Origin of the sequence: Nocardiopsis trehalosi NBRC 14201 (assembly GCF_001552555.1) — a bacterium.
In the GTDB taxonomy this organism is placed as follows: Bacteria; Actinomycetota; Actinomycetes; order Streptosporangiales; family Streptosporangiaceae; genus Nocardiopsis_B; species Nocardiopsis_B trehalosi.
The window spans coordinates 1-25,695 of the sequence record NZ_BCRK01000021.1; the positions used below are offsets into that span (position 1 = coordinate 1).

Sequence of the window (25,695 nt, forward strand, 5' to 3'; positions counted from 1 at the left end):
CGGGAGCCGCCCATCAGGCGCGGCCGTCGCCGGCGCCGCCGCTCACCGAGGACGTCCGCCGCCGCCAGGTGGGGGCTCAGGCGTGGGGGTCCGGGGCCGGTACGCGCGGCGTCGGGGGGCTGCGGTGGTGGGGGACGTCGTGGACCGCGTGGTAGGCGTAGCCGAGCGCTTCGTCGACCAGGGCGGCCAGGTGGTCGCTGGTGATGCGGTACAGCATCCGGCGCCCGTCCTTGCGGGAGGTCACCAATCCGGCCAGGCGCAACCGCCCCAGATGCTGGGACACCGAGGACCGCGACGCCTCCACCTGGGAGGTCAGCGTGGTGACGTCCTGCTCCTCGCCGAGGAGGCGGAGCAGGTGCAGGCGGGTGGGGTCGGCCAGCAGGCCCAGCACCTCGGCGGCGGCGCCGTACTGTTCGTCGGAACCGTCCGGCGGACCATTTGCGTTATTGTGCGCGTGCATGTTTGCATGATGTCGTGTGCAGGGGCCCGGCCGCAACCGCCGGGCCCGCGACCCCGGACGAAAGGCGCGGCCCGATGCGCGCGGAGCACGATCACCACGGTCATGGTCACGACCACGGGTCCCGGCGCGGTGTGGGGGCGGTGTGGGCGCGCCTGGCCCATGCCGTCACCCCGCACAGCCACGACACCGCCGACCGGTTCGACTCCGCGCTGGAGTCCAGTCGGCTGGGCGTGCGCACCCTGGCCTGGTCGTTCCTCGCCCTCATGGTGACCGCGTCCCTCCAAGCCGCCGTGGTCGCCTTCACCGGATCGGTGGCGCTGCTGGGCGACACCGTCCACAACTTCGCGGACGCCCTGACCGCGCTACCGGTCGGTGCCGCCCTGATCCTGGGGCGCCGGGCGGCGACCCGCCGCTTCACCTACGGGCTGGGCCGCGCCGAAGACCTCGCCGGGGTGGCCGTGGTGGTGCTCATCGCCGCCTCGGCCGCCGCGGCCGGATACGAGGCGCTGCACCGGCTGGCCGACCCGCGGCCGGTGGCCCACCTGTGGGCGGTCGCCGCAGCCGGGGTCATCGGGTTCGCGGGCAACGAACTGGTGGCGCGCTGGCGCATCCGGGTGGGGCGGCGCATCGGGTCGGCGGCGCTGGTCGCCGACGGCGCCCACGCCCGCGCCGACGGCTTCACCTCCCTGGCGGTGGTGGGCGGCGCCGCCGGTGTCGCCCTCGGCTACCCGATGGCCGACCCGCTGGTCGGCCTGGCCATCACCGTCGCGATCACGTTCGTGGGCTACGGCGCGGCCAAGCAGGTCGGTGCCCGGCTGATGGACGCCGTGGACCCGGCCCTGGTCCAGGCGGTCGAGGACGCGGCCCGCGATGTGACGGGGGTCGCCGCGACCGGGGAGGCGCGGATGCGGTGGGTCGGTCACAGCCTGCGTGCCGAACTGTCGGTGGCGGTCGACGCCGACCTGGACGTTGCCCGGGCACACCGGATCGCCCATCAGGTGGAACACGCGGTGCTGCACGCCGTGCCCCGGATGCGCGCCGTGGTCGTGCACGTCGAACCCGATCGCGGGGCCGGCGCCGCACACGCCGGGCTCGCCCACCACCGCTGATGCCGGGCTGAGGGGGCGGGGACACCGCTCCGGCTCGTCCCGGTGTCGGCGCCGTCTCCGCCGGGAGCGCCGCCTCGCCGTGACCGGGGCCGGTGGGGTCGGGGAGTCGGGCCAGCCCGAGGCGGCGGGGCGGGGGCTACCACCCCAGGCGGGACAGGGCCTCGTCGGGGGACACGCCTTCGGGGTCGGGGGAGGCCCACGCCGCCGCGCATACGGCGCGGAGGCCGTCGAGGCGGTCGCCGTCGCCCGACAGCAGCACCGTGCCGTTGTCCACCCGCGCCACCCAGTCCGCGCAGCGCGCCACACCGTTGTCGACCGCCGTCTCGGGGTGGGGGTGGTGCAGGCCGTCGAGGTCCCACGCCAGGTACGACGGGCGGTGCGGGGGAGCGGCGGTCACCGCCTCGGCCGGGGTCGTCACCCCCGACAGCACCAGCATGCTCGCCACACCGCGCGCGGTCGCCCCCTCGATGTCGGTGTCCAGCCGGTCGCCGACCACCAGCGGCGACACCGCGCCGGTCCGCAGCACCCCCTCCTCGTGGAGGGGCCGCATGGGCTTGCCCGCGACCACCGGCTCGCGGCCGGTGGCGTGGGCGATCACCCGCGCCATCGACCCGTTGCCGGGCTGGATGCCGCGGTCCAGCGGCGCGGTCGCGTCGTTGTTGCTGGCGACGAACAACGCCCCCTGCGCCACCGCCAGGGTGCCTTCGACCAGCTGGTCGTACCCCAGGCGCGGCGAGTACCCCTGCACGACCGCCACCGGCCGCTCCACGGCCAGGGTCACCGGGCGCAGGCCCTGCCGGCGCAGCGCCACCCGCAGGCCGGTGTCGCCGACGACCAGCACGGGCGACCCGGCGGGGAACCGCTCCGCGAGGAGGCGGGCGGCGGCCTCCGCCGAGGTCACCACCTCCTCCGGTGCGGCGTCGATCCCCATGGCGGTCAGCCGGTGGGCGATCGCGGAGGGGGTCCGGGCGGCGTTGTTGGTGACGAACGCCACCCGCATGCCGGCCGCCCGCGCCTTGCCGATCGCCTCGGGTGCGGCGGGTACCGGCCGTGCGCCGATGTACACGACCCCGTCGAGGTCGAGCAGGGCCGCGTCGTGGACGGCGGTGAGCGGTCGGGTCGAGGTCAGCAGAGTCATGCGCTCCGTCATCAGGGTCGGGGTGGGCGGGAGGGGGTGGCGAACTCGCGGATCACCAGCCCCGTGCGGGGCTTCGGGCCGAAGGACGTCGACTTGCGGGGGGTGAGTCCGCCGCGGGCGGTGACCGCGTAGACGTCCGCGACGTCCAGGGCCGGCACGAGGACGGCCGTGTCCGCCCCGGGCCGGGCCGCCGCGGCGGAAGCGGCGGGGTCGTCGTGCACGAGGTCGACCCGTTCGTCGCCGGCGCCCCACAGCGGCAGCAGCAGGTGTTCCAGGGCGGCGGTCGGCAGCGCCCGCCACTCCGGTGGCCGGCCGGGAGCGGCGCGCGTGAGCGCCGACGGGTCGAACCCGTCGACCAGGTAGCGGGCCTGCGACGCGTCGGCCAGCAGCAGTGCGGGCCCGTGCGCGGCGGCCGCGCGCAGCCGGGCGAGCCCCCCGTCGGGACCGTCCCCGGCGGAGACCTTCTTGACCCTGGCCACCCGCTCGGCCGCGCGGGCGGCGGCAGCGGTGTCCAGGCCGCGCACCACCCGGTGGATCGCCCCCAGGTGCGGGGGCCAGGCGTCAGAGTCCACGAGCAGGGCCAGTCCGTGGTCCCACGGTCCCGGGGCGGCCGCATCGGCGCGCAGCCGCTGGTACGCGGCGTAGCGGTGGTGCCCGTCGGCGATCAGGGCGGTGCGTCCGGCCAGATCGGCGGCGACGGCGGCCTGGGCGGCGGGGTCCGCGACCGCCCACAGCCGGTGCGCCACGCCGTCGCCGGTCACCGTGTCGACCAGGGGGGCGTCCGCGCCGTCGGCCACGGCGTCGGTGGTGCGGGTGGCGGCCCCGCGCGACGCGCCCGCGCCGCCCCGGTACAGCAGGAGGATCGGCTCCAGGTTGGCGCGGGTGGCGGCCATGAGGCGGACGCGGTCGTCGACCGGTGCGGCGGCGACGTCCTCGTGCGGGCGCACCACCGTCCCGCCGGGAGCGGGCAGGCGCAGCGCGCCGATGAGGCCGCGCTGGCGGGTGCCGTCGGGCGCCGTCTGCTCGTAGACGTAGAGCACGGGGTCGGGGTCGCGGACCAGGACGCCGGTCGAGATCCACCGGCGCAGGGTGCGGGCCGCCGCGGCGTAGCGGTCGGGCCCGGTCAGCTCGCCCGCCAGCACCGCGCTCTCGGCGGCGGGCGGCACCGTCAGCCGGGCCGCGTTGTGCGGTTCGGCGCCGACCAGGTCGGCCACCGCCGCCGCGTCGACGACGTCGTAGGGCGGGGCGAGCGCCAGGGCCAGGTCGAACCCGGGGGTGTCGATGAGGGCGCGCGCGTCGGGGGTCGCGTAGCGCAGCCCCCGCAACGGGGCCAGCTCCAGGACCTCCGCGTCCGACTCCGTCGGGTCCGAATCTGTGCGCACGCTGGCACGATACCCGCCCCCGGGCCCGCCCCCAGGGGGCGGGCCCGGGGGCGGTGGCGGTCTACAGCAGCTTGCGCATCCGGAGCAGGTCGCCGAAGCTCGCGTCGAGCTTGACCCGGCCGGAGAGCATCGCCTTGGCGAAGTCGAGCCGGTCCTCGGCCAGCTCCACCAGGTCACCGCTGGACACGGTGATGCGCACCTGCGCCCGGTCGGCGGGCGCGGCGGCGGCCCGGGGGGTGACGTCCTCCAGGCCGTTGCGGGTGAGCCGCATGTCGAACACCGTGTCCAGGTCGGGCACGGTGACGCTGACGGTGCGCTCCACGAGGTGCTTGCGCCGGTCCGCCTCGTCGACCTTCATGATCCGGTCGGACACCTTGCCGATCGCCGCCCGGCACTCTTCAACGCTGCTCATGCCCCCCATGATGCCGCACCCCGATCGGTGCCCGCCGCGACGGCCGGGCCGGGCGGCGGCGACCGCGCGGGGTACCCGGCCGGTGGCGGGGCGGCCGCCGCGTGCGCGGTTCGGGCTCCCGGTGCCGGGCGATCCCGGTAGCGTTGTCGCACGAACCCCCTGGAACCCCCTCATCCCAGTGGCACGTTCTTGTGGCACGGTCGAGCAGCAAGGAGCACGTCACCATGGTCGTCGATGCGGTTCGCGCCTATCTCGACGCCGCCAGCGGCCTCACGGAACTCACCCGCAAGCGCGCCGTGGCGGCGGCGAAGACCCTGCTGCGGGCGGCCGACGACCGGGCGCCGGGCACGCGCGGCACCGATGCGGCGGAGGGGGCGGCCGGGGCGCCGCGCGTGGGCGCGACCATCCAGACCCTGGCCACCGACCTGATCGAGACGAGCCGGGCCAACCGCGAGGCGCTGGACGCGCTGGTGCGGGCGGAGGTGGAGCAGGTCCTCGGCCGGCTCGACCTGGTGCGGCGCGACGACTACGACCGGCTCGCGCGCCGGGTGGCCGAACTGGAGCGCCGCCTCGCGCAGCGGGCGCCCGCCGCCCGGTCCGCCGGTGCTCCGGCCCCGGTGCAGCCCGCAGACGTCCAGGCCGCGCTGCGCCCGACCCCCGGCGTGACCGAGGCCACCACGGCGCCCCGCCCGGCGGCCTCCCCGGACGCGGTCCCGGCCCCCGCGCACCCCGCCGACGCGGCCGCCGCGCCGACCGCTTCCCCGACCGACGCCCCCGACACCGCCCCGGAACCCGCCGACGCGGCCGCCGGGACCGCCCGGGACGTCGGCGACCCCGCGCTGTTCACGGCGGACGGCGAACCCACCGGTGACGTCACCGCCGGGGCCGCCGAAGACGCCCCCGAGGCGCCCCCCACCGACACGGTCGAGACCGGAGCGGAACCGGCCGCGGCGGCGGACGGCACGCCGCCGTCGGCGGAGGCCGCCCCGGCCGCCGCCGGGGACGACGGCCCGGCCGACGCCGAATCCGCCCCCGCGTCGAAGAAGGCGTCCACCCCCCGCACCGCCAAGGCCAAGTCCACGGCCGCCCGCTCCAGGTCGACCGCCAAGGGCACCAAGCGCTCCGGCGGCGCCCGCACCAAGAACGGCTCGGCGAAGAAGACCGACTGATCCCCGCCACCCGCCGCCCGACCGCCTCGGGCCCTGGTGTGCCGACCCCGGATGCCGGTCACGCGCGCGGACGGCCGCCCGGCGACGGAACCGAGCCGCCCGCCGGCGGGGGCGGCCGCGTGCCGCTCTGCGGGTGGTGACCGCACCCGTTCGGGCACGTGCCCCGGCAGGTGCTCATCTCCTCGCCACAACCGCCAGGGCGGCGGCCCGAACCACCGGCTTTCCGCGCCTCGGTCCCGTGCCGTGTGGATGCCGGGCGGGCCGGGGCGGGTCGGGCGCCGCGTCGGAATGAGGCCGAACGGGCCCGCTCCACGGCGGGGTGTGGCCGCCCTAGCCTTTCCGGATGAACCTCGACCCGAATGAAGCCCTGGCCCTGTGGTGGTCCGGCGAGCAGTTGATCGGCCACTCCGTTCTCGGCGTCCCGGTGCTCTGGCTGAGCCGCGGCGGCAAGGTGCTGTCCCTGCTGTCCGGGCTGGTGATCGTCTACGACATCATCGGGCCGCGCCGCTTCCGCGACATCGCGCGCAGCCTCATCGACGAGGACCACCCCGAGTCGTCGCGGAGCCGGGAGGCGGTGGCCGTCCTCACGGTGGGTGCCGTCGCCGCGGTCGTGGTCTCGGGCTTGGCGGCCCTCGCCGCCGTACTGGGCGAGGACCTGTGGTTCTCCCCAGCGCTCGCCATCTTCGCGATGGTCGTCGGCACCCTGTCCCTGGTTTCCGTCATGCCCCGTCTGCTCTCCGGCGTGCTCGCCGATCCCTCCCTGGGCCACCGGATCAAACGCGGTGCCGCCTATCTGCTCTGCGTCGGGTTCCTGCTGGACCTCCTCGCCTCCTGACGCCCGATGGCGGTGGGCCGAGTCGCGGGAACGGCCGTTCCACCGGGGACGACGTGCGGAGGGGCGCCCCCTGATGCGCCGGGCGGGGGCGATGGGGCCGCCCCGGCCGGCGGCCCCGGCCGCCGTCAGTCGTCCAGGCGGACGGTGACGGTGACGCGGCCCCGGGGGTCGCGGTGGGCGATCGCGTGGCCGGTGCGGTCCGCTCCGTCGAGTTCGAGCGTGATCGGGCCTCCCTCGCCCGTGAAGTTGCGCCACCACCGCTTGGCGTCGGGGATCTGGACGCCGATCGTGACCGTCGGGCCCGAACGCCGGAACGCGACGGGGGTGCTGAAGGTGCGCCCCGACCGGCGGCCCGTGTAGGTGACGACCGTGAGGTGCCGGCGGACCAGCGGGCCCAGGCGCCGCGACGACCGCGCTTTCACGGCGCACGCGTTCACGTGGTCGATCGCGCCCTTCGGCAGCGGCCCCTTGTATCCCATTTCGTCCTCCTCTGTGGCTGAACGTCGCGTCGCGCCGAACGTAACACGGTAAGCGGAGGGGGCCATCCGTTTGCCGTAAAGTGAGAAGGGTGAGCGCCGAATCCTCTCGCCTGCCGACCGCCCCGGCACGGCTGCGCGCCGACGCGCGGCACAACCGCGACCGCATCGCCGAGGTCGCGCGCGACCTCCTCGCCACGCGCGGGCTCGACGTGCCGATGGCCGCGATCGCCCGGCGCGCCGGTGTCGGCATCGCGACGCTCTACCGGCACTTCCCCACGAAGGAGGCCCTGGTCGAGGTCGTGTTCGCCGAGAAGTTCGCCGCCTGCGCCTCCGTCGTCGACGACGCGCTCGCCGACCCCGACGCGTGGCGGGGCTTCCGGACCGCCGTCGAGCGGGTGTGCGCGCTCCAGGCCGACGACCACGGTTTCAGCGCGGCCTTCGTCGCGGCCTTCCCGGCGCCGGACGCGCGCGAACGCGAACGCGCCCGCGCCGTCGAGGGCATGGCCGAGCTGACGCGGCGCGCCCAGGCGGCCGGGCGGCTGCGCGCGGACTTCGTACCGGCGGACCTCGCCCTGCTGATGGCGGCCAACAGAGGGGTCATCGCCGCCGCCGGCCGTGCGGGGCCGGCCGCCTCGAAGCGGCTCGTGGGCTACCTGCTCGGCGCCTTCGACGCCGAAGGCGCGGGGCCGCTGCCGCCGCCCGCCCCGATCGACCTGCTGGATGCCGTGGGCCGGCCGCCCGCACCGCCGGTGCGGCCACGTGCGGAGCGGGGCGGCCGTCCCGGCGCGTGAGGCCCGGCCGGCACCCGCCCGCCGGCACCGCGACCGGCCCCGGGGCGGCGCCCGCCGGTCCGCCTCCGGGGACGGCCGGGCTACCGTTGCGGTGTGCAGAGCGACGCCCCGGAGCCCGTGGTCATCGTCCGCGCGGTGCGGACCGGCCGGGCCACCCCCTCGCAGTGGGACGCGTGGACCGCTGATGGCACCTACCTGTACCTGCGGTACCGCTGGGGGCACGGGGACGTCGCCGTCGGCGACGTGGACGGCCCGGTCATCGCCGGGTTCCGGCACGGCGGTCCATGGGCGGGCGACATCTCGCTGGAGGAGTTCTGCCGGAGGGCGGGCGTCGTGCTCGCCGACGGCGTCCGCGAGGCGTGACCGGCCGACGGCGGCCGTGAGCGCGACCGCCCGGGTGCCGTCCCGGGCCCGTGGCCGACCGGCCGCGTCGCGGCCCTGAGTGGTGTTTCCTGATCATCCCGGGCTCGCGACCACGCCCCCACCGTGCGCTGCTCCGCGGCTTCGCATAGCAGGGCCCGAACGGCGCTCGCGGCGCCGATCGGCTCGAACGGCCAGACCGGGACGGATCTCGCGGATCGGCTTGCGAGCGTCCAGAGCCCCCGCTGTGCCGACCCGAGAAGCAGGCACGGTAGGGGAGAGGCCGCTCGCTGATCCGGAAGCATCCGAAAACCCTCCCAAGGGCGGCGGCGCGCGGCGTCACAGCCCCGTCCGACCGCCCGCCCCGGCGTTCTCCGCGGAGCCGCCTTCGCACGGCATGCCCGTTCGACGGGACGGTCCGGGCGGCCGCCTGCGGCGCGCCGGCGCGGGGCCGAGCCGGCGCACCCGTCCCTGCCGCGTCCGGACCCGGCACCCGTGCCCCGTGCGCGGCGCGGACCTGCCATGTGCGACGCGGGTTCCTCGGTAGGCTTCGGCCCGGACCCGCACACCCGTGCGGGGGCACCGGACGACGGCGGGGGGCGTGGCGTGGCGGGCGAGGACGGCGCGGGGCAGGACGAGGAGGCCGTCGCCGACGGCCTGGTCGAGCGGACCGTCGAAGGCACCCGCGAACGGCTGGCGGCACTGGACGACCTGGCCGTCCACGAGCACGTCGCCGTCTTCGACGACCTGCACCGCGAACTGTCCGGGGTGCTCGCCGCCCTCGACCGCGACGAGCCCGGCGCCCGCTGACCCGTCGGCGCCCGCCGACCCACCGCCGGCGGCCCCGCCACCCGCTCCGCTGCGCGGCGCGGGACGCGCCGCGTCCCCATCCCGCCGCGCCGCGCGGGCGGCCCCCGCCCCGGTCGGCGGTATCGTCGCTTGCGCAGGTTTCCCCGCAGATAGGCGCAGCGCACTCCCATGCCCAAACGCACCCGGCTCGACGCCGAACTCGTCCGCCGCGGCCACGCCCGTTCGCGCGGCCACGCCGCCGAACTGATCGACGGCGGGTGCGTCCGCGTCGCGGGCGTGCTCGCGACCAAGCCCGCCACCCAGGTCGGCACCGACCAGCCCATCGTCGTGAAGACCCCCGACGACGCGCCCGCCTACGTCTCGCGCGGCGCGCACAAGCTCATCGGCGCCCTGGACGCGTTCGGCGTCGACCCCGCCGGCCGCCGCTGCCTGGACGCGGGCGCGTCCACGGGCGGGTTCACCGACGTGCTGCTGCGGCGCGGTGCCGCGCACGTGGTCGCGGTCGACGTCGGGTACGGGCAGTTGGCGTGGTCGCTGCGCAGCGACGACCGGGTGACCGTGCTGGAGCGGTGCAACGTGCGCGAACTCACCCCCGGCCAGGTGGGTGAGCCGCTGCCCGACCTCGTCGTGGGCGACCTGTCGTTCATCTCGCTCAAGCTGGTGCTGCCCCCGCTGGTGCGCTGCGCCGACCCCGCCGCCGACTTCGCGCTGATGGTCAAGCCCCAGTTCGAGGTGGGCAAGGAGCGGGTGGGCGCGGGCGGTGTCGTGCGCGACCCGGAGCTGCGCGCCGAGGCCGTGCGCGGCGTCGCCGAGCACGCCCGCACCCTGGGCCTGGGCACCGCCGACGTGACGGCGAGCCCGCTGCCGGGCCCCTCGGGCAACGTCGAGTACTTCCTGCGGCTGCGCGCCGACGCCGGCCCGCTGCGGGAGGACCGCCTGGCCCGCGCGATCGCCGAAGGGCCCCGCTGACACCGGGCCCCCGTTCCCGGATCGCCCGCCCGGCCGCGCCTGTCCCCGGTGTCGTGTACCGTTCGGCGGCCGGGCGAACCCCGAGGTCGCGGGCGGGCCCCTGGACACCGCCCCCCGGTGGCGGCAGCGGATAACGTCGACCCGTGCGCGCCGTCCCCCGCGCCGCCTCCGGCTAGAGTGACCCGGCCGGGTGGGGCCGGGCGGCGCCACCCACGGGTACCCCCAGGCGATGCGAGGAGACGCCCATGACCGGCCCTGGACCGGGCGGCCGCAGTGTGCTGCTGGTGGCGCACACCGGCCGCTCCGCCGCGCTGCGCAGTATCGAACTGGTGCACCGCAGCCTCACCGACGCCGGGCTGACCGTCAGGATGATCGCCTCGGAGGCCGACGAGCTGAAGGCCGCGGGGGTCGACCTGCACCCGGTCGAGGTGGTGCGCCCCGACGACGCCGCCTCCGGCGCGGAGCTGGTCATGGTCCTGGGCGGCGACGGCACCCTGCTGCGGGCGGCCGAGATCGCCCGCCCGGCCGGGACGCCGCTGCTCGGGGTGAACCTGGGCCACGTGGGCTTCCTGGCCGAGGCCGAGCGCGAGGACCTGTCGGCGACGGTGCGCAGCGTGGTCGCCCGCGACTACGAGGTCGAGGAGCGCATGACCCTCGACGTGGCGGTGTACAACGACGGCCGCAACGGCACCGGCCCGCCGGTCCGCACCTGGGCGCTGAACGAGGCCACCCTGGAGAAGGCGTCGGCGCGCCGCATGCTGGAGATGGTGCTGGAGATCGACGGCCGGCCCCTGTCGCGCTGGGGCTGCGACGGTGTGGTGTGCGCCACCCCCACCGGGTCGACGGCGCACGCGTTCTCGGCGGGCGGTCCGATCGTGTGGCCGGAGGTGGCGGCGCTGCTGGTCGTGCCCATAAGCGCGCACGCCCTGTTCGCGCGGCCGATCGTGGTCTCGCCCGATTCCACGATCGCCCTGGAGGTGCTGCCCGAGACGACCGCGGGCGTGCTCTGGTGCGACGGACGCCGTAAGGTCGAATTGCCCGCCGGGGCGCGGATCGAGGTGACGTGCGGCGAAGTGCCGGTGCGCCTCGCGCGGCTCCAGCGGGCGCCGTTCACCGACCGGCTGGTCGCCAAGTTCGCCCTGCCCGTGGCGGGGTGGAGGGGCCGCGCCGAGCACGATCTGTGAGTGAACGGCGGGGGGCCGGGCAGGCGTCCCGCGTCCGAGCGGTACACCCACTGGTGGGAGCAGGAGAGGATTCGGTGCTCGAAGAAGTCCGCATCCAGGGCCTTGGCGTCATCGACGACGCCGTTCTGGAGCTGTCCCCCGGGTTCACCGTCGTCACGGGCGAGACCGGGGCCGGGAAGACCATGGTGGTGACCGGGCTGGGTCTGCTCTTCGGCGGGCGCGCCGACCCGCAGCGCGTGCGGCCGGGCGCCGACCGCGCCGTGGTGGAGGGCCGGCTGTCGGTGCCCGCCGAGGGCCGGGTCGCCGACCGGGTGACCGAGGCGGGCGGCGAGCTGGACGACGGCGTCCTCATCATCACCCGCGCCGTGTCGGCCGAGGGCCGGTCGCGGGCGACCCTGGGCGGCCGGTCGGCGCCGGTGAGCGTGCTGGCCTACCTCGCCGACGACCTGGTGGCCGTGCACGGCCAGTCCGACCAGCAGCGGCTGCTGCGCCCCGAGCGGCAGCGGGCCGCGCTCGACCGGTACGCGGGCGACCGGCTGGCCCGCACCCTGAACTCCTACGCGGCCGTCTACCGCCGGCACCGCGAGGTCGCCGCCGAGCTGGACGAGCTGACCACCCGGGCGCGCGAACGCGCCCAGGAGGCCGACATGCTGCGGTTCGGCGCCGAGGAGATCGCCGAGGCGCAGCCCCGCCCCGGTGAGGACGCCGAACTCCTCGCCGAGGAGGCCCGGCTGGCGCACGCCGACGCGCTGCGCGTCGCCGCCACCACCGCCCACGAGGCGCTGACCGGCGACCCCGCCGCCGAGGTGCAGGCCGACGTGGTGGGCCTGCTCGCGGCCGCCCGCGGGGCGCTGGCCGCGGTGCGCGAGCACGACGCCGCGCTGGCGTCGGTGGCCGACCGGCTGGAGGAGGTCGGCTACGTCCTCAGCGACGCCGCCACCGAGCTGGCGTCCTACGCCGAGTCGGTCGAGTCCGACCCGGGGCGGCTCGCCGCCGTGCAGGAGCGCCGCTCCCTGCTCACCCAGCTCTCCCGCAAGTACGGCGCGACGACCGACGACGTGCTGGCGTGGGCCGAGGACGCCGCCAAGCGGCTGGCCGACCTGGAGGGCGACGACGACCGCATCGACGCGCTGCGCGCCGAGGAGGCCGAGCTCGCCGAGCGGCTGACCGGCCTGGCCGACGAGCTGACCGCCGTGCGCACCGCCGCCGCCGAGGCGTTCGGGGCCGCGGTCACCGAGGAGCTGACCGCGCTGGCCATGCCGCACGCGCGGGTCGCGGTCAAGATCACCACGGGCACCGAGTTCGGCCCGCACGGCCGCGACGACATCGAGGTGCTGCTGGCCCCGCACCCCAGCGCCCCGCCGCTGGCCCTGCACAAGGGGGCGTCCGGCGGTGAGCTGTCGCGTGTGATGCTGGCCATCGAGGTGGTGTTCGCCGGCGCCGACCCGGTGCCCACGTTCGTGTTCGACGAGGTCGACGCGGGGGTGGGCGGCAAGGCGGCGGTCGAGATCGGCCGCCGGCTGGCGCGGCTGGCCCGCCGCGCCCAGGTCATCGTCGTCACGCACCTGCCGCAGGTGGCGGCGTTCGCCGACAACCACCTGGTGATCGAGAAGTCCAACGACGGCACGGTCACCGAGAGCGGGGTGACCCGGCTGGACCGCGGCGGCCGCACCCGGGAGCTGTCGCGCATGCTCGCCGGGCTGGAGGACTCCGAGCTGGGCCGGGCGCACGCCGAGGAGCTGCTGACGATCGCGGCCGCCGACCGCGCCCGCTGACCCTCCACGCGGGCCGCCCGCGTCGCCGCAGGTCACGATGGGGGCGTGTGCCCCGGAACGCCGGAAAACGGTGTCACCGGGTGAACACGCCGTGTACTCGCGCGCTATAACGGTGGCGCGGACCCGCGTGGCAGTATGCGAGCAATGAAGGTCCCGACGGCGCTCGGCGCCCGAATCCCCAGAATCCGCCGGGCGCGCCCCGACGGTTCCGCCGGTATCACCGGACCCGTCCGGTCGGACCGCCGGACCAAGAACCTCACCAAGCGGCTGCGCCCCGGCGACATCGCGGTCATCGACCACGTCGACCTCGACCGGGTGAGCGCCGAGGCGCTGGTCGAGTGCGGCGTCGCCGCCGTGCTCAACGTCGCCACCAGCATCAGCGGGCGCTACCCCAACCTCGGCCCGCAGCTCCTCGTCGAGGCGGGCATCCCGCTCGTCGACGACGTCGACCCCGAGGTCTTCTCGCGGGTCCGCGACGGCGAACCGGTGCGCCTGGAGGGCGGGGTGCTCTACCGCGGGTCGGCCGTGGTCGCCACCGGGGCCGTGCAGGACGTCGCGTCGGTCGAGGCCGCCATGGCCGAGGCCCGCGCCGGGCTGTCCGTGCAGTTGGAGGCGTTCGCCGCCAACACCATGGAGTACCTGCGCCGCGAGCGCGCCCTGCTGCTCGACGGGGTCGGGGTCCCCGACATCGACACCCGCATGGAGGGCCGGCACGCGCTGATCGTCGTGCGCGGCTACCACTACCGCGAGGACATCGCCGCCCTGCGATCCTACATCCGCGAGTACCGCCCCATCATGATCGGGGTCGACGGGGGCGCCGACGCGCTCCTGGAGGCCGGGTACCGGCCCGACATCATCGTCGGCGACTTCGACTCGGTGTCCGACCACGCGCTGACCAGCGGCGCCGAACTCGTGGTGCACGCCTACCGCGACGGCCGCGCGCCCGGCCTCAAGCGGGTCCACGACCTCGGCCACCAGGCCGTGGTGTTCCCGGCCACGGGCACCAGCGAGGACGTCGCGATGATGCTGGCCGACGACTCCGGGGCGGCGCTGATCGTCGCCGTCGGCACGCACGCCACCCTGGAGGAGTTCCTCGACAAGGGGCGCGCCGGCATGGCCAGCACGTTCCTCACCCGGCTGCGGGTCGGCGGCAAGCTCGTCGACGCCAAGGGGGTCAGCCGCCTGTACCGCAGCCGCATCTCGCCCTGGACGCTGCTGGCGCTCGTGGCGGCCTCTCTGCTCACCATCCTGGTCGCGGCCTACAGCTCCCCGGCGGGGCAGGTGTACATCACCTTCCTGGCGGTGCGGTGGGACGCGTTCCTCTACTGGCTCACGGGGTTGTTCACGTGATCGACTTCCGCTACCACCTGGTCTCCATCGTCGCCGTGTTCCTCGCGCTCACGGTCGGCATCGTGCTCGGCACCACCATGCTCCAGGACCCGCTGCTCAACACGCTGCAGTCGGAGACCTCCGACCTGCGCGAGGAGAGCGAGGAGCTGCGCGGTGAGAAGGACGTGGTCGACCGCTACAGCGCGGGCGGCGACCAGCTCGCCGCGGCGTTCTCCGACGACATCCTCGCCGACCGCCTCGCCGGGGTGCGGGTGGTGGTTCTGGAGTCGCCGGGGGTCGACGAGGAGCTGCGCAACGGCGTCGTCGCCCGCATCGAGCAGGCCGGCGGCACCGTCCCGGGCCGGGTGGCGTTCACCGAGAAGTACATCGACCCCGACCAGGCGACGTTCGTCAACGAGCTGACCGACCAGCTCGCCGCGGGCGCCGACCTGCCGCGCGGCGGCGCGCACGAGCGCGCCGGCGCCGAACTGGCGCGGGCGGTGATCGACCCCGGCACCGGCGGCGAGGACCCCGCCGCCGAGGACGCCACCGGGTTCGACGCCTCGGCCGTCCTCGCCGGGTTCACCGAGGCCGGTCTGGTGGCGGTGCAGGGCGACCCCGCCGAGCAGGGCGACATCGGCGTCGTCCTCGCACCCGGCACGGTGTTCGCCACCACCGGCGGCTCGCCCGAACCGCAGGACGGCACGGACTCCCCGGGCAACGACGCCATGCTCGCCCTCACCCGCGCGCTGCACGACGCCGTCGGCGGCGCCGTCCTCGTCGGCGACACCGGCGCGCTCGGCGCGGGCGGCATCCTCGCCGAGGCGCGGGCCGCCGAGGAGCCGTTCAGCACGGTCGACAGCGCGGGGCGCACCGCCGGCGACGTCGCCACGGTCCTCGCGGTCGCCGCCGCCACCGAGAGCCGCGCCGGCGACTACGGCATCGGCGAGGGCGTCGACGGCTTCCTGCCCGACCCGCTGCCCGGTGTGCGCGAGAGCGGCGCCGACCCGCAGGACCGGCGCAGCCCGCCCCACGGCGACGGCGCCGAGGACGGTGGCGACGGTTCCGGTGCCGACCCCGCCGGCGACGACGCCGGCGTCGGCCCCGCCGACCGGCCCGTGCGCGACGTCGAGACCGGCAAGGGCTGAGTCCCGCCGCGCCGCCGTCAGCGGCGCGCCCGGGTCCAGGAGAGAAGGAAGGCGACACCCCCATGACCGTCCGCCCGTCCGGTACCGCCCGCCGCGCGCGGCGCCTGCGCGCCGCTGGGGCCGCCGCACTCCTCGGAGCGGCCTGCGCCCGGGGCGCCTACGCCACGCTGTTGGGGCCCCGCCGGCGCGACCGCGTCGACGGCGACGTGTTCCGCACCGCCGAGCACTCCCGCGACGTCTGGCAGCGGACCAACTTCCGCGGCGAGCAGGTCACCCTCGTGGAGGGGCCCGCGGTCACCGCGGGTATCTGCGCGGGGGTGGCGCTGGCGCCGGGCGTGCCCGAGCGGTGGCGCGCGGCCGCCCTGGTCGCGGTGGCCGGGGCAGGGGCGTTCGGCGCCTACGACGACCTGTCCGGAACCGCCGGCGCGCGGGGGTTCCGCGGCCACCTGGCGGCGCTGCGCCGGGGCACCGTCACCACGGGCGCGGTCAAGATCGCCGGGATCGGCGCGTCCGGGGTGGCCGCCGCGGCGCTCGCCGGACGCCGCCCGCTCGACGCCCTCCTCGACGGGGCGCTCATCGCGGGCGCGGCCAACCTGATGAACCTGTTCGACCTGCGGCCCGGCCGGGCCGCCAAGGTGGCGCTGGCGGCGGGCGCGCCGGCGCTGGCGGGGCCGGCGCCGGGCATCGCCGGGGCCGCGCTCGGCGCGGCCGCCGCGCTGCTCCCGGAGGACCTGGACGAGCGGGCCATGCTCGGCGACGCGGGCGCGAACGCGCTGGGCGCCGCCCTGGGCACGGCCGCCGCCGCGTCCCTGCCCCGCCGGGCCCGCCTGGGCGTGCTCGGCGCCGTCGCCGGGCTCACCCTGGCCAGCGAGTTCGTCAGCTTCGGCCGGGTCATCGCGGCCACCCCGCCGCTGCGCCGCCTCGATGAGCTGGGCCGGCGCCGCGACGCCGCGCCCGCCCCGGGGCCCGTCCCCGCGCACGCCCCGATGCCCCAACCGCCGCCCGCGCGGGTGGTCGTGCCCGCGCAGGCCGGCCCGCCGGCCCGCGACCGTACCTGACCGGACCCATGCCCCCACCCCCACGCCCGGCCCCCGGAGCCGCGCCCCGCCGCGCGCACGCCGCCCCGTGCGCGTTCCGCAGCGGGGCGGGCGCCGACGTCCGGCGTCCCGCTGTTCCGGGTCCGCCCGGCCGCGCGCGTGGGGGGCGGCCATACGAGGACGCCCGCGCTCTCGTCGTCCCGTGGGTGTTCCGCAGCGGGGCGGGTGCGGACGTCCGGCGCCCCGCTGTTCCGAACCCTCCTGGCCGCGCGCGTGCGGGGCGGCCCGTGTGGGCCGTCGCGGCCGCGGCCGCATGCCACGGCGGCGCGCGTGCGGCGTTCCGGTGGACGCGGCCCGGCTCCGCCGCCCACAGCGTCCGGGCCGGCGGGAACGCCCGCTCCGCCGTCCGGCCGGTCGCGGTATCCGGTCCGCCGGACGCCCGGCGCCGGCGGCGCCGGTCCGCCGCGCTGCGGCGCCACCCGGCCACGCCGGCCGGCCCGGTGCCGCGCGGACCGGTCGGCGGGGCGCGGCCGCTCCCACCGGCACCGAACGGACCTCCGGTGCGATCCGCCGCCCGGCGCCGGGCGGCCGTCGCCGCGCCTCGGTGCGCGGAGGGCCGGTGGCGGGGGGCGGGGTGGTGACGCGGCAGTGGGCGGCCGGGGTCGCCGGGGCCGCCGCGCTCATCGCCGTGGTGACCGGGTTCGCCCGGATCGCCGGGTTCGCCCGGACCCTCGTGTTCTCCCAGACCGTGGGCGACAACTGCCTGGGCACCGCCTACGTCACCGCCAACCAGGTGCCCACGGTGCTGTTCGAGGTCGCCATCGGCGGCGCCCTGTCCGGGATGGTCGTCCCCGTTCTGGCCACCGCCGCCGCGCGCGGCGACCGGGCCACCGCCGGGCACGTGGCCTCGGCGCTGCTGACGTGGACGCTGCTGGTGTCCGTCCCGCTCAGCCTGCTCCTCGCCGCCGCCGCCGTGCCGGTGATGGCGCTGATGCTCGGCGGCACGGCCGGCTGCGACCCCGGCGCGCTGCTCGCCCTCGCCGCGCGCCTGCTCGCGGTGTTCGCGCCGCAGATCGTGTTCTACGGCCTGGCCGCCGTCCTCTACGGGGTGCTCCAGGCGCACCGGCGCTTCCTCGCCCCCGCCCTCGCCCCGCTGGTGTCGAGCCTGGTGGTCATCGGCGCCTACCTCGCCTTCGTCCCGCTGGGCGCCGGCACCCAGGACGACCCCGCCGCCGTGCCCGCCGCCGCCGAGCTGACCCTGTCGCTCGGGACGACCGCCGGGGTCGCCGCGCTGCTCCTCACCGCGCTGGTGCCCGCGCTGCGGCTGCGGCTGCCGCTGCGCCCGCGCCTGGCGTTCCCCCCGGGCACCGGGCGGCGCGTGCGCGCGCTGGCCGGCGCGGCGCTGGCCCCGCTGGTCGCCATGCAGCTCGCGCTGCTGCTCGCCCTGGCCCTCGCCAACCGCGGCGGCGGCGCCGGGGCCGCCGTGCTCCACAGCTACGCCTGGATCCTGTTCACCCTGCCCTACGGGGTGGTGGCGGTGCCGATCGCGACCAGCGCGTTCACCGCCCTGTCCGTGCGCCACGGCGAGGGCGACCGCGACGGCTACGACGCGGTGCTGTCGGCGGCGGCGCGTGCCACCGCCGTCCTCACCGCGGCGCCCGCGGCCGCGCTGGCCGCCGCCGCCGGGCCCGTGGCCGCCGTGTTCGCCGCCGACCCGCTGCCGCTGGAACGGGCGCTGGTCGCCCAGGCCCCCGGCATCGCCGGGTTCGGCCTGGTCGCCGTGCTGAGCCGGGCCCTGTACGCGGTCCACCACGGCCGGGGCGCCGCCCTGGCCCAGGTCACCGGGTGGGCCGTGGTGATGGCGGCCGGAGTGGGGCTCGTCGCGGTGGCGCCCCCGGGGTGGACGGTGGCCGCCCTCGGCGCCGCGTCCGCCCTCGGGCTGTGCCTGGCCGCCGCCCTGCTCGCCGCGACGGTGGTGGCCGTGCGCGGCCGCGCGGCGCTGGCCGGGCTGGGCCGGGGCCTGCTCGCCGCGCTCCTCGGCGCGGCCGCCGGGTACGCGGCCGGCGCGGCCGTCGCCGCCGCGCTGCCGGCCGACGGGACCTGGGGCGCCGCGGGGGCGGCGGCGGCCTCGGGCGCGACGGCCGTCCTCGCGTTCGCCGCCGTCGCGGCGGCGGTCGACGCGCCCGCCGTCAGCGCGGCACTGGCGCGCGGCCGGGTCGCGCGCGGCACCGGCGGGCGCGGATGAGCCCGCCCGGCCGCACCGCCCGCCCGTCCGGAGCGGGACCGGGCGCCGCCCGCGACCGGGCGCCCGCCCGGCACCGGCGGGCGGACCGGCGCGCGCGGGCCGTGCGGAACGGGGCCGCCCGGGGCCCGGCGCCCCGGGTGCGCACAACGGAGACGACGAGGGGAAGGGGTGGACCGTGCGGATCGCGCTCGTCCTGGGGGTGAGCAGCGGCGGCGTGGGCAACCACGTCCGGTCGCTGGCCCGCGGCCTGGTGGAGCGGGGCCACCGGGTGGTGGTGGCCGGGCCGCCCGAGACGGGGGAGCGGTTCGGGTTCACCGCAGCCGGGGCGGCGTTCGCGCCCGTCGGCATCGGGGCCGTGCCGCACCCCGGCCGGGACCTCGCGGCGCTGCTCCGGCTCGGCGGCCCGCTGGCCGGGGCCGACGCCGTGCACGCCCACGGGGTGCGCGCCGGGGCGCTGAGCGGGCTGGCGACCCGCACCCCGCTCGCCGTCACCCTGCACAACGCGCCCCCCGAGGCCACCGGGCCGCGTGCGCTGGTGTTCCCCGTCCTGGAGCGGATCGTGGCCCGCCGCGCCGAGACGGTTCTGGGCGTGTCGGGCGACCTGGTCCGCCGCATGCGCGAGCGCGGCGCCCGCGACGCCCGCCCCGCCGTGGTGGCCGCGCCGCCGATGCCGCCCCCGCGCCGCACCCGCGCCGAGGTGCGGGCCGCCCTGGGCGTGCCCGAGGGCCGCCCGCTGCTGCTGGTGGTCGCCCGCCTCGCCGCGCAGAAGGGGCTCGACGTGCTGCTCGACGCGGTCCCCGCCATCGCCGACCGCGGCCCGCGCCCGGTGGTGGCCGTGGCCGGGGACGGCCCGCTGCGCGGCGCGCTCGCCGCCCGCGCCGCAGAGCGCGACCTGCCGGTGCTGCTGCTGGGCCACCGCACCGACGTCGCGGACCTGCTGGCGGCGGCGGACCTGTTCGTGCTGCCGTCGCGCTGGGAGGGGCCGTCGCTGGTGGTCATGGAGGCGCTGCGGGCCGGCCTGCCCGTCGTGGCCACCCGGGTCGGCGGCATCCCGGACCTGTACAGCGGGACCGCCCTGCTCGTGGCGCCGGGCGACCCGGCGGCGCTCGCCGCCGCGGTCGGGTCGGTGCTCGACGACGCGGCCCTGGCCGGGCGGCTGCGCGCCGCCGCCGCCCGCGCCGCTGTGATCTTGCCCACCGAGGACGACGTGCTCGACCAGGTCACCGGGCTCTACCGGGAGCTGGCGCGGCGGTGACCGGCGCGGACCCGGGGCAGGTGGGGACCGTGGGATACCACGGTCGGCCACCCCCTCTGACGTGGCATCGGACACGGACAGCGCCCAGTGTTCACAGCGCGCGTTCGATGGCATGATGAGAGGGATCCGGGAACGGCCGGAGCGCCCCAGGCGTTCGGTTCTTCGGATCAGGTGAGGGGAGTATCCCTTCGCGACGGTGTCGTCATCACGGAACGCGCAGGCGCGGGCCCGGTGCCGTCGGCCCAATGGAGTCCGGAGTCGCACAACGGACCCATGGGCGGGAGAGACCTCCGGTCGTCGAGCATGCCCTGGCCCCGTCCGGGTAGGGCGAACCGAACCGGAGGAGTTTTCGCATGGATGTCCCCTTGTGGGTGTGGGTCGCCACCATCGGCGCGATGGTGGTCATCCTCGCCGTCGACCTCGCGATCGTCGACCACCCGTGGAGCAAGAAGTCCGGACCCAAGGAGTTCGGCATGAAGCAGGCCGCCTGGTGGGCGGCCTTCTACATCGGCATCGCCATCCTGTTCGGGTTCGGCGTCTGGTACGTCGGCGGGGCGACGATCGCCGGTGAGTACTTCGCCGGGTTCGTCACCGAGAAGAGCCTCAGCGTCGACAACCTCTTCGTGTTCTACCTGATCATGGGCAGCTTCGCGGTGCCGAAGAAGTACCAGCACGAGGTGCTGCTGGTCGGCATCGTCATCGCCCTGGTCATGCGCGGTATCTTCATCGCGATCGGCGCCCAGGCCATCAACGCCTGGAGCGAGGTCTTCTACCTCTTCGGCGCCTTCCTCATCTACACGGCCGTCAAGATCGTCCGCGACCACCTCAAGAAGGACGAGGAGGACGAGGACTTCACCAACAGCTTCGCGGTCCGCATGGTCCGCAAGGTGTGGCCGGTCACCGACGACTACCACGGCGCGCACCTGACCGTGAAGCAGAACGGCCGCCGCTACGTCACCCCGATGCTCATGGTGATCGTCGCCATCGGCGTCACCGACCTGGTGTTCGCGGTCGACTCCATCCCCGCGATCTTCGGCCTGACCCAGGACCCCTACATCGTCTTCACGGCCAACGCGTTCGCCCTGCTCGGCCTGCGCCAGCTCTACTTCCTCCTGGCCGGCCTGATGGACCGGCTGTCGCTGATCAGCTGGGGCCTGGCCATCATCATGGTGTTCATCGGCGTCAAGATGATCCTGCACGCCCTGCACGAGAACGGTGTGCACGTCCCCGAGATCGGCACCGGCCTGTCGCTGGGCGTGATCCTCGGCGTGATGACCGTCACCGTGGTGGCCAGCCTCGTCGTCGGAGGGCGCCGCAAGGAGTCCGAGCCCGTCGAGGACGCCGAGCGTCCGGGCGTCGCCTCGGAGTGAGCCGCCTTCGAACGGCTGTTCGTCTATAGTGGGGGATGCCCGCCGGGTTCCGGCGGGCATCCGGCGTTTTCGCGCGCGGAAGATTTCCACCGCCCGAAGTCGTTAACGTTAGAGGTCTGCGGCCGCGCGCCGCCCGGCGCCGTGCGCCGGGCCGCCCCGGCGGCGCGGACCGTTCCACGCGTGGCACGCGCCGTCCGACTCCGGGCCCGCGCGTTCCTCGAACGCGAGCCGATGCCGAAAGGGCTGATCTAGCAACATGGCCGAGCAGCTGGTGATCCGGGGCGCCCGGGAGCACAACCTCAAGGACGTCTCGCTGGACCTGCCGCGCGACGCGATGATCGTGTTCACGGGGCTGTCGGGGTCGGGCAAGTCCTCGCTGGCCTTCGACACGATCTTCGCCGAGGGGCAGCGGCGCTACGTCGAGTCGCTGTCGGCCTACGCCCGCCAGTTCCTCGGCCAGATGGACAAGCCCGACGTCGACTTCATCGAGGGCCTGTCCCCGGCCGTCTCGATCGACCAGAAGTCCACCAGCCGCAACCCGCGCTCCACGGTCGGCACCATCACCGAGGTCTACGACTACCTGCGGCTGCTCTGGTCGCGCATCGGCGTGCCGCACTGCCCCGACTGCGGCCGCGAGATCGCCCGGCAGACCCCGCAGCAGATCGTCGACCGGGTCCTGGAGCTGCCCGAGGGCACCCGCTTCCAGGTGCTCGCGCCGGTCGTGCGCGGCCGCAAGGGCGAGTACGCGGAGCTGTTCAAGGACCTGCAGAGCAAGGGCTTCAGCCGGGCCGTGGTCGACGGCGCCGTGGTCCGGCTCGACGAGGCCCCCGCGCTGAAGAAGTACGAGAAGCACGACATCGCGGTCGTGGTCGACCGGCTCTCGGTCAAGGAGTCCGCCAAGAAGCGGCTGACCGACTCCGTCGAGACCGCGCTGCGGCTCGCCGCCGGCACCATCGTGCTCGACTTCGTGGACGTCGCCGAGGGCGACCCCGAGCGCGAGAAGGTGTTCTCCGAGCACCTGTACTGCCCCTACGACGACCTCTCCTTCGAGGAGCTGGAGCCCCGGTCGTTCTCGTTCAACTCGCCCTACGGCGCCTGCCCCGAGTGCGTCGGCCTGGGCACCCGCATGGAGGTCGACCCCGAACTCCTGGTGCCCGACCCCGCCAAGACCCTCAACGAGGGCGCCATCTCGCCGTGGTCGGGCGGGCACGCCACCGAGTACTTCGGCCGCCTCATGCAGGCCGTGGGCGACGCCGTCGGGTTCGACCTCGACACCCCCTGGGAGAAGCTGCCCAAGGCCGGGCGCAAGGCCCTGCTAGACGGCCACGACACCCAGGTGCACGTGAGCTACCGCAACCGCTACGGGCGCACCCGCTCCTACTACACCAGCTACGAGGGCGTCATCCCGTGGCTGAAGCGGCGCCACGCCGAGTCCGAGAGCGACTCCGGTCGCGAGCGCCTCGAAGGCTTCATGCGCACCGTGCCGTGCCCCACCTGCCAGGGGCGGCGGCTCAAGCCGGTCGTGCTCGCGGTCACCGTCGGCGGCGCCTCGATCGCCGACGTCAGCGCCATGCCGCTGAGCGACTGCGCCGCGTTCCTGCGCGACCTGACCCTCAGCGAGCGCGACCAGGTCATCGCCGCCCAGGTCCTCAAGGAGATCAACGCCCGGCTCGGCTTCCTGCTCGACGTCGGCCTCGACTACCTCAACCTGGAGCGCCCCGCGGGGTCGCTGTCCGGCGGCGAGGCCCAGCGCATCCGGCTGGCCACCCAGATCGGGTCCGGCCTGGTGGGCGTCCTCTACGTGCTGGACGAGCCGTCGATCGGCCTGCACCAGCGCGACAACTTCCGGCTGCTGGAGACCCTCCAGCGGCTCCGCGACATCGGCAACACCCTCATCGTGGTCGAGCACGACGAGGACACCATCCGCGCCGCCGACTGGGTGGTCGACATCGGCCCCGGCGCCGGCGAGCACGGCGGCGACGTCGTGGTGTCGGGCACCGTCCAGGACCTCCTCGACTGCACGTCGTCGTCCACCGGCGACTACCTCGCCGGGCGGCGCGCCATCGCGGTGCCCGCCACGCGGCGGCCGCGCACCAAGGGCCGCGAGCTGGTCGTCAAGGGCGCCCGCGAGAACAACCTGCGCGACCTCGACGTCGCGTTCCCGCTGGGCGTGTTCACCGCGGTCACCGGCGTCTCGGGGTCGGGCAAGTCCACCCTGGTCAACGAGATCCTGTACAAGGCGCTGGCCAAGGAGCTCAACGGGGCGCGGTCGGTGCCGGGCCGGCACACCCGCGTCAACGGGCTCAACCACGTCGACAAGGTCGTGCACGTCGACCAGAGCCCCATCGGCCGCACGCCGCGCTCCAACCCGGCCACCTACTCCGGGGTGTTCGACCACATCCGCAAGCTGTTCGCCCAGACCACCGAGGCGAAGATGCGCGGCTACCAGCCGGGCCGCTTCTCCTTCAACATCAAGGGCGGCCGCTGCGAGGCGTGCGCCGGCGACGGCACCATCAAGATCGAGATGCAGTTCCTGCCCGACGTGTACGTGCCGTGCGAGGTCTGCCACGGCGCCCGGTACAACCGCGAGACCCTCGACGTCCACTACAAGGGCAAGACCATCTCCGACGTGCTGGAGATGCCGATCGAGGAGGCGCTCGACTTCTTCGAGCCCATCTCGGGCATCCGGCGGCACATGCAGACCCTCAACGACGTGGGCCTGGGCTACGTCCGCCTCGGCCAGCCCGCCACCACCCTGTCGGGCGGCGAGGCGCAGCGGGTCAAGCTCGCCTCCGAGCTGCAGCGGCGCTCCACCGGCCGCACCGTGTACGTGCTGGACGAGCCCACCACGGGCCTGCACTTCGAGGACATCCGCAAGCTGCTCGGCGTGCTGGAGCGGCTCACCGACAGCGGCAACACGGTCATCGTCATCGAGCACAACCTGGACGTCATCAAGACCGCGGACCACATCATCGACATGGGTCCCGAGGGCGGTTCGCGGGGCGGTACCGTGCTCGCCACGGGAACACCCGAGGAGATCGCGGCCGTGCCGGAGTCCTACACCGGGCAGTTCCTCGCCAAGATCCTGTAGACCCCGCCCCCCGAGGAGGACCATGAGCGACATCCCCGGGCCGGTCCCGGCCGGCCTGGGCCGGCGCACCGCCGCGCGCCTGGTCGACCTGGTGCTCCTCGGCGCGGCCGGCCTGGCCGCCACGTCGCTGGCGGTGCGCACGCTCCCCGGCGCGGCCGACCCCGCCGGCATGGAGCCGCTGCCCGCGCTGGTGCTGTCGGTCGCGCTGTTCGCGCTGTACACCGGCTACGAGGTGGTGCTGACCGCCCTGTACGGCGGCACCGTGGGCAAGCTGCTGCTGAAGGTGCGGATCGCGGCCGTCGCGCCGGAGCCCGGGTCGGCGTCCGGGGGCGTGGCCACCGTCGCCGTCGCCCGGCGCTCCGCGGTGCTGTACGCGTCGGTGCTGCTCAACTTCGTACCCGTGGCGGGGCTGCTCGCCCTGCTGGTGTCGCTGTACGCCGTGGTCTCGGTGTTCACCTCGCCCGAGCGGCGCGGCCTGCACGACCGCGCGGGCGGTACGGCGGTCGTGGCGGGGGTCCGGCCCTCGGTATCGTCGTAGGCGCCGCGCGGTGCGGCCCCGCCGACCGCCGCGTCCGTCCCCACCCGTCCGAGGAGGACCAGTCCCCATGAGCCAGCCCCCGCCCTGGAACGACGGCCCCGGCGTCCCGGTCGGCGGCCATCCCGGCGGGGTGTCCGGGGGCGTGCCGCCCTACCACCCCGACGGGCACCGCGCCGCCCCCGCGCCGCCGCCCTACCCGGGGCCCGTCCCGGCCGCCGACCCCGGCCCGCTCCCGTACGCCGCGCCCGCCCCGGCGGCCCCGCCCGCCGGGGCGGCCGACGCGCCCATGGCGCCGGCCGCCTGGGGGCTGCGGGTCGCGGCCCGGCTCATCGACTGGCTGCTGCTCCTCGTGCCCGCCGCGATCGCGGCCGCGCTCGTCGCCGCGGCGTGGGTGGGCATCCAGGCCCTCTCCGGCCAGTCCTCGGGGGTGGCCGGCCACTTCACCAACATCTTCAGCGTCGTGTACTTCCTCATCCTCACCGTCTACGACTCCGTCGCGGTGACCAAGCGGCGGCGCACCTTCGGCAAGCGGTTGATCGGCCTGGTGGTGGCCCCCGCCGACGGCGGCGGCCGCCAGGGGCCCATCCCGGTGGCGTCGGTCGTGGCGCGGGCGGCGGTGCTCAACGTCGCCACCCTGGCGGCGGCGCTGGACTTCTGGGTGGAGGCGCTGGTGCTCCCCGCGGCGGTGGTGGCCATCGCGCTGTGGCCGCTGTGGGACGCCCGCGGGCAGGGCCTGCACGACAAGGTCGCCCGCACCGTGGTGCTGCGCCCGTCCTGACCCGTCGGCCCGGGTCGGACCACGTCCCCGG

Annotated in this window: 23 protein-coding genes; 18 read left to right on the forward strand and 5 right to left on the reverse strand. The window is 76.2% G+C overall.

Annotated features, from left to right (window positions below; genetic code table 11):
- Window positions 1-76: 76 nt before the first annotated feature.
- Window positions 77-460, reverse strand: a complete 384-nt coding sequence (locus tag NT8_RS06175) for an ArsR/SmtB family transcription factor (protein ID WP_067965184.1) — start codon at window positions 458-460, stop codon at window positions 77-79.
- Window positions 461-600: 140 nt separating this feature from the next.
- On the opposite strand from NT8_RS06175, the gene NT8_RS06180 reads away from it, so the two are divergent.
- On the forward strand, window positions 601-1,569 hold the full coding sequence (locus NT8_RS06180; RefSeq protein ID WP_067965186.1) for a cation diffusion facilitator family transporter: 969 nt from the start codon (window positions 601-603) through the stop codon (window positions 1,567-1,569).
- A gap of 136 nt (window positions 1,570-1,705) precedes the next feature.
- Here the strand turns inward: NT8_RS06180 and NT8_RS06185 are convergent, their stop codons facing one another.
- From NT8_RS06185 to NT8_RS06195, 3 genes are all read right to left on the reverse strand, one after another.
- A complete protein-coding gene (locus NT8_RS06185; protein ID WP_067965187.1) occupies window positions 1,706-2,707 on the reverse strand; it encodes an HAD-IIA family hydrolase in 1,002 nt (333 codons plus the stop codon).
- A gap of 11 nt (window positions 2,708-2,718) precedes the next feature.
- Window positions 2,719-4,089 carry a DUF1015 domain-containing protein gene (locus tag NT8_RS06190; protein WP_067965189.1) on the reverse strand — a complete coding sequence of 457 codons (1,371 nt, stop codon included), beginning with the start codon at window positions 4,087-4,089 and terminating at the stop codon, window positions 2,719-2,721.
- Between the two features lie 61 nt (window positions 4,090-4,150).
- Window positions 4,151-4,501 carry an SCP2 sterol-binding domain-containing protein gene (locus NT8_RS06195; RefSeq protein ID WP_067965265.1) on the reverse strand — a complete coding sequence of 117 codons (351 nt, stop codon included), beginning with the start codon at window positions 4,499-4,501 and terminating at the stop codon, window positions 4,151-4,153.
- A 224-nt stretch (window positions 4,502-4,725) separates the two neighbouring features.
- On the opposite strand from NT8_RS06195, the gene NT8_RS30265 reads away from it, so the two are divergent.
- Together NT8_RS30265 and NT8_RS06205 are read left to right on the forward strand one after the other, a co-directional pair.
- Window positions 4,726-5,670, forward strand: a complete 945-nt coding sequence (locus NT8_RS30265; protein WP_067965190.1) for a hypothetical protein — start codon at window positions 4,726-4,728, stop codon at window positions 5,668-5,670.
- 343 nt (window positions 5,671-6,013) lie between these two features.
- Window positions 6,014-6,505, forward strand: coding sequence for a hypothetical protein (locus tag NT8_RS06205; RefSeq protein WP_067965192.1), 492 nt, complete (start codon window positions 6,014-6,016; stop codon window positions 6,503-6,505).
- Window positions 6,506-6,630: 125 nt separating this feature from the next.
- Here NT8_RS06205 and NT8_RS06210 read toward each other — a convergent pair whose 3' ends face one another.
- Complete coding sequence (locus NT8_RS06210) at window positions 6,631-6,984, reverse strand: hypothetical protein (RefSeq protein ID WP_067965193.1); 354 nt, start codon at window positions 6,982-6,984, stop codon at window positions 6,631-6,633.
- An 89-nt stretch (window positions 6,985-7,073) separates the two neighbouring features.
- Between NT8_RS06210 and NT8_RS06215 the strand changes: the two genes are divergently transcribed.
- The 15 genes from NT8_RS06215 to NT8_RS06290 all read left to right on the forward strand — a co-directional run bounded on the left by NT8_RS06215 (window position 7,074) and on the right by NT8_RS06290 (window position 25,664).
- Window positions 7,074-7,775, forward strand: a complete 702-nt coding sequence (locus NT8_RS06215; RefSeq protein ID WP_084468684.1) for a TetR/AcrR family transcriptional regulator — start codon at window positions 7,074-7,076, stop codon at window positions 7,773-7,775.
- Between the two features lie 93 nt (window positions 7,776-7,868).
- Entirely contained in the window at window positions 7,869-8,138 is a 270-nt protein-coding gene (locus NT8_RS06220; protein WP_067965194.1) for a hypothetical protein, read from the forward strand.
- A gap of 603 nt (window positions 8,139-8,741) precedes the next feature.
- The gene (locus tag NT8_RS06225) at window positions 8,742-8,945 is read left to right on the forward strand and encodes a hypothetical protein (protein WP_067965196.1); all 204 of its coding nucleotides are present in this window, start codon (window positions 8,742-8,744) and stop codon (window positions 8,943-8,945) included.
- A gap of 168 nt (window positions 8,946-9,113) precedes the next feature.
- Entirely contained in the window at window positions 9,114-9,914 is an 801-nt protein-coding gene (locus NT8_RS06230; protein ID WP_067965197.1) for a TlyA family RNA methyltransferase, read from the forward strand.
- Window positions 9,915-10,159: 245 nt separating this feature from the next.
- Window positions 10,160-11,098: an NAD kinase gene (locus NT8_RS06235; protein WP_067965199.1), complete on the forward strand. Its 939-nt coding sequence runs from the start codon at window positions 10,160-10,162 to the stop codon at window positions 11,096-11,098.
- Window positions 11,099-11,172: 74 nt separating this feature from the next.
- Window positions 11,173-12,873, forward strand: coding sequence for a DNA repair protein RecN (gene recN, locus NT8_RS06240; protein ID WP_067965200.1), 1,701 nt, complete (start codon window positions 11,173-11,175; stop codon window positions 12,871-12,873).
- A gap of 144 nt (window positions 12,874-13,017) precedes the next feature.
- Window positions 13,018-14,223, forward strand: a complete 1,206-nt coding sequence (gene steA / locus NT8_RS06245) for a putative cytokinetic ring protein SteA (RefSeq protein ID WP_067965202.1) — start codon at window positions 13,018-13,020, stop codon at window positions 14,221-14,223.
- A complete protein-coding gene (locus tag NT8_RS06250; protein ID WP_084468685.1) occupies window positions 14,220-15,350 on the forward strand; it encodes a copper transporter in 1,131 nt (376 codons plus the stop codon). The genes steA and NT8_RS06250 overlap by 4 nt, the downstream gene beginning before the upstream one ends.
- 62 nt (window positions 15,351-15,412) lie before the next feature.
- Window positions 15,413-16,408, forward strand: coding sequence for a hypothetical protein (locus tag NT8_RS06255; protein ID WP_067965204.1), 996 nt, complete (start codon window positions 15,413-15,415; stop codon window positions 16,406-16,408).
- Window positions 16,409-17,024: 616 nt separating this feature from the next.
- On the forward strand, window positions 17,025-18,632 hold the full coding sequence (locus tag NT8_RS06265; RefSeq protein WP_245646054.1) for a lipid II flippase MurJ: 1,608 nt from the start codon (window positions 17,025-17,027) through the stop codon (window positions 18,630-18,632).
- A 175-nt stretch (window positions 18,633-18,807) separates the two neighbouring features.
- Complete coding sequence (locus NT8_RS06270) at window positions 18,808-19,887, forward strand: glycosyltransferase family 4 protein (protein WP_067965208.1); 1,080 nt, start codon at window positions 18,808-18,810, stop codon at window positions 19,885-19,887.
- 353 nt (window positions 19,888-20,240) lie between these two features.
- Entirely contained in the window at window positions 20,241-21,257 is a 1,017-nt protein-coding gene (locus NT8_RS06275; protein WP_067965210.1) for a TerC family protein, read from the forward strand.
- A gap of 256 nt (window positions 21,258-21,513) precedes the next feature.
- Window positions 21,514-24,348: an excinuclease ABC subunit UvrA gene (uvrA, locus tag NT8_RS06280; RefSeq protein WP_067965213.1), complete on the forward strand. Its 2,835-nt coding sequence runs from the start codon at window positions 21,514-21,516 to the stop codon at window positions 24,346-24,348.
- 22 nt (window positions 24,349-24,370) lie between these two features.
- Entirely contained in the window at window positions 24,371-24,886 is a 516-nt protein-coding gene (locus tag NT8_RS06285) for an RDD family protein (RefSeq protein ID WP_067965214.1), read from the forward strand.
- A 67-nt stretch (window positions 24,887-24,953) separates the two neighbouring features.
- Window positions 24,954-25,664, forward strand: a complete 711-nt coding sequence (locus NT8_RS06290; RefSeq protein ID WP_067965217.1) for an RDD family protein — start codon at window positions 24,954-24,956, stop codon at window positions 25,662-25,664.
- Window positions 25,665-25,695: the final 31 nt, after the last annotated feature.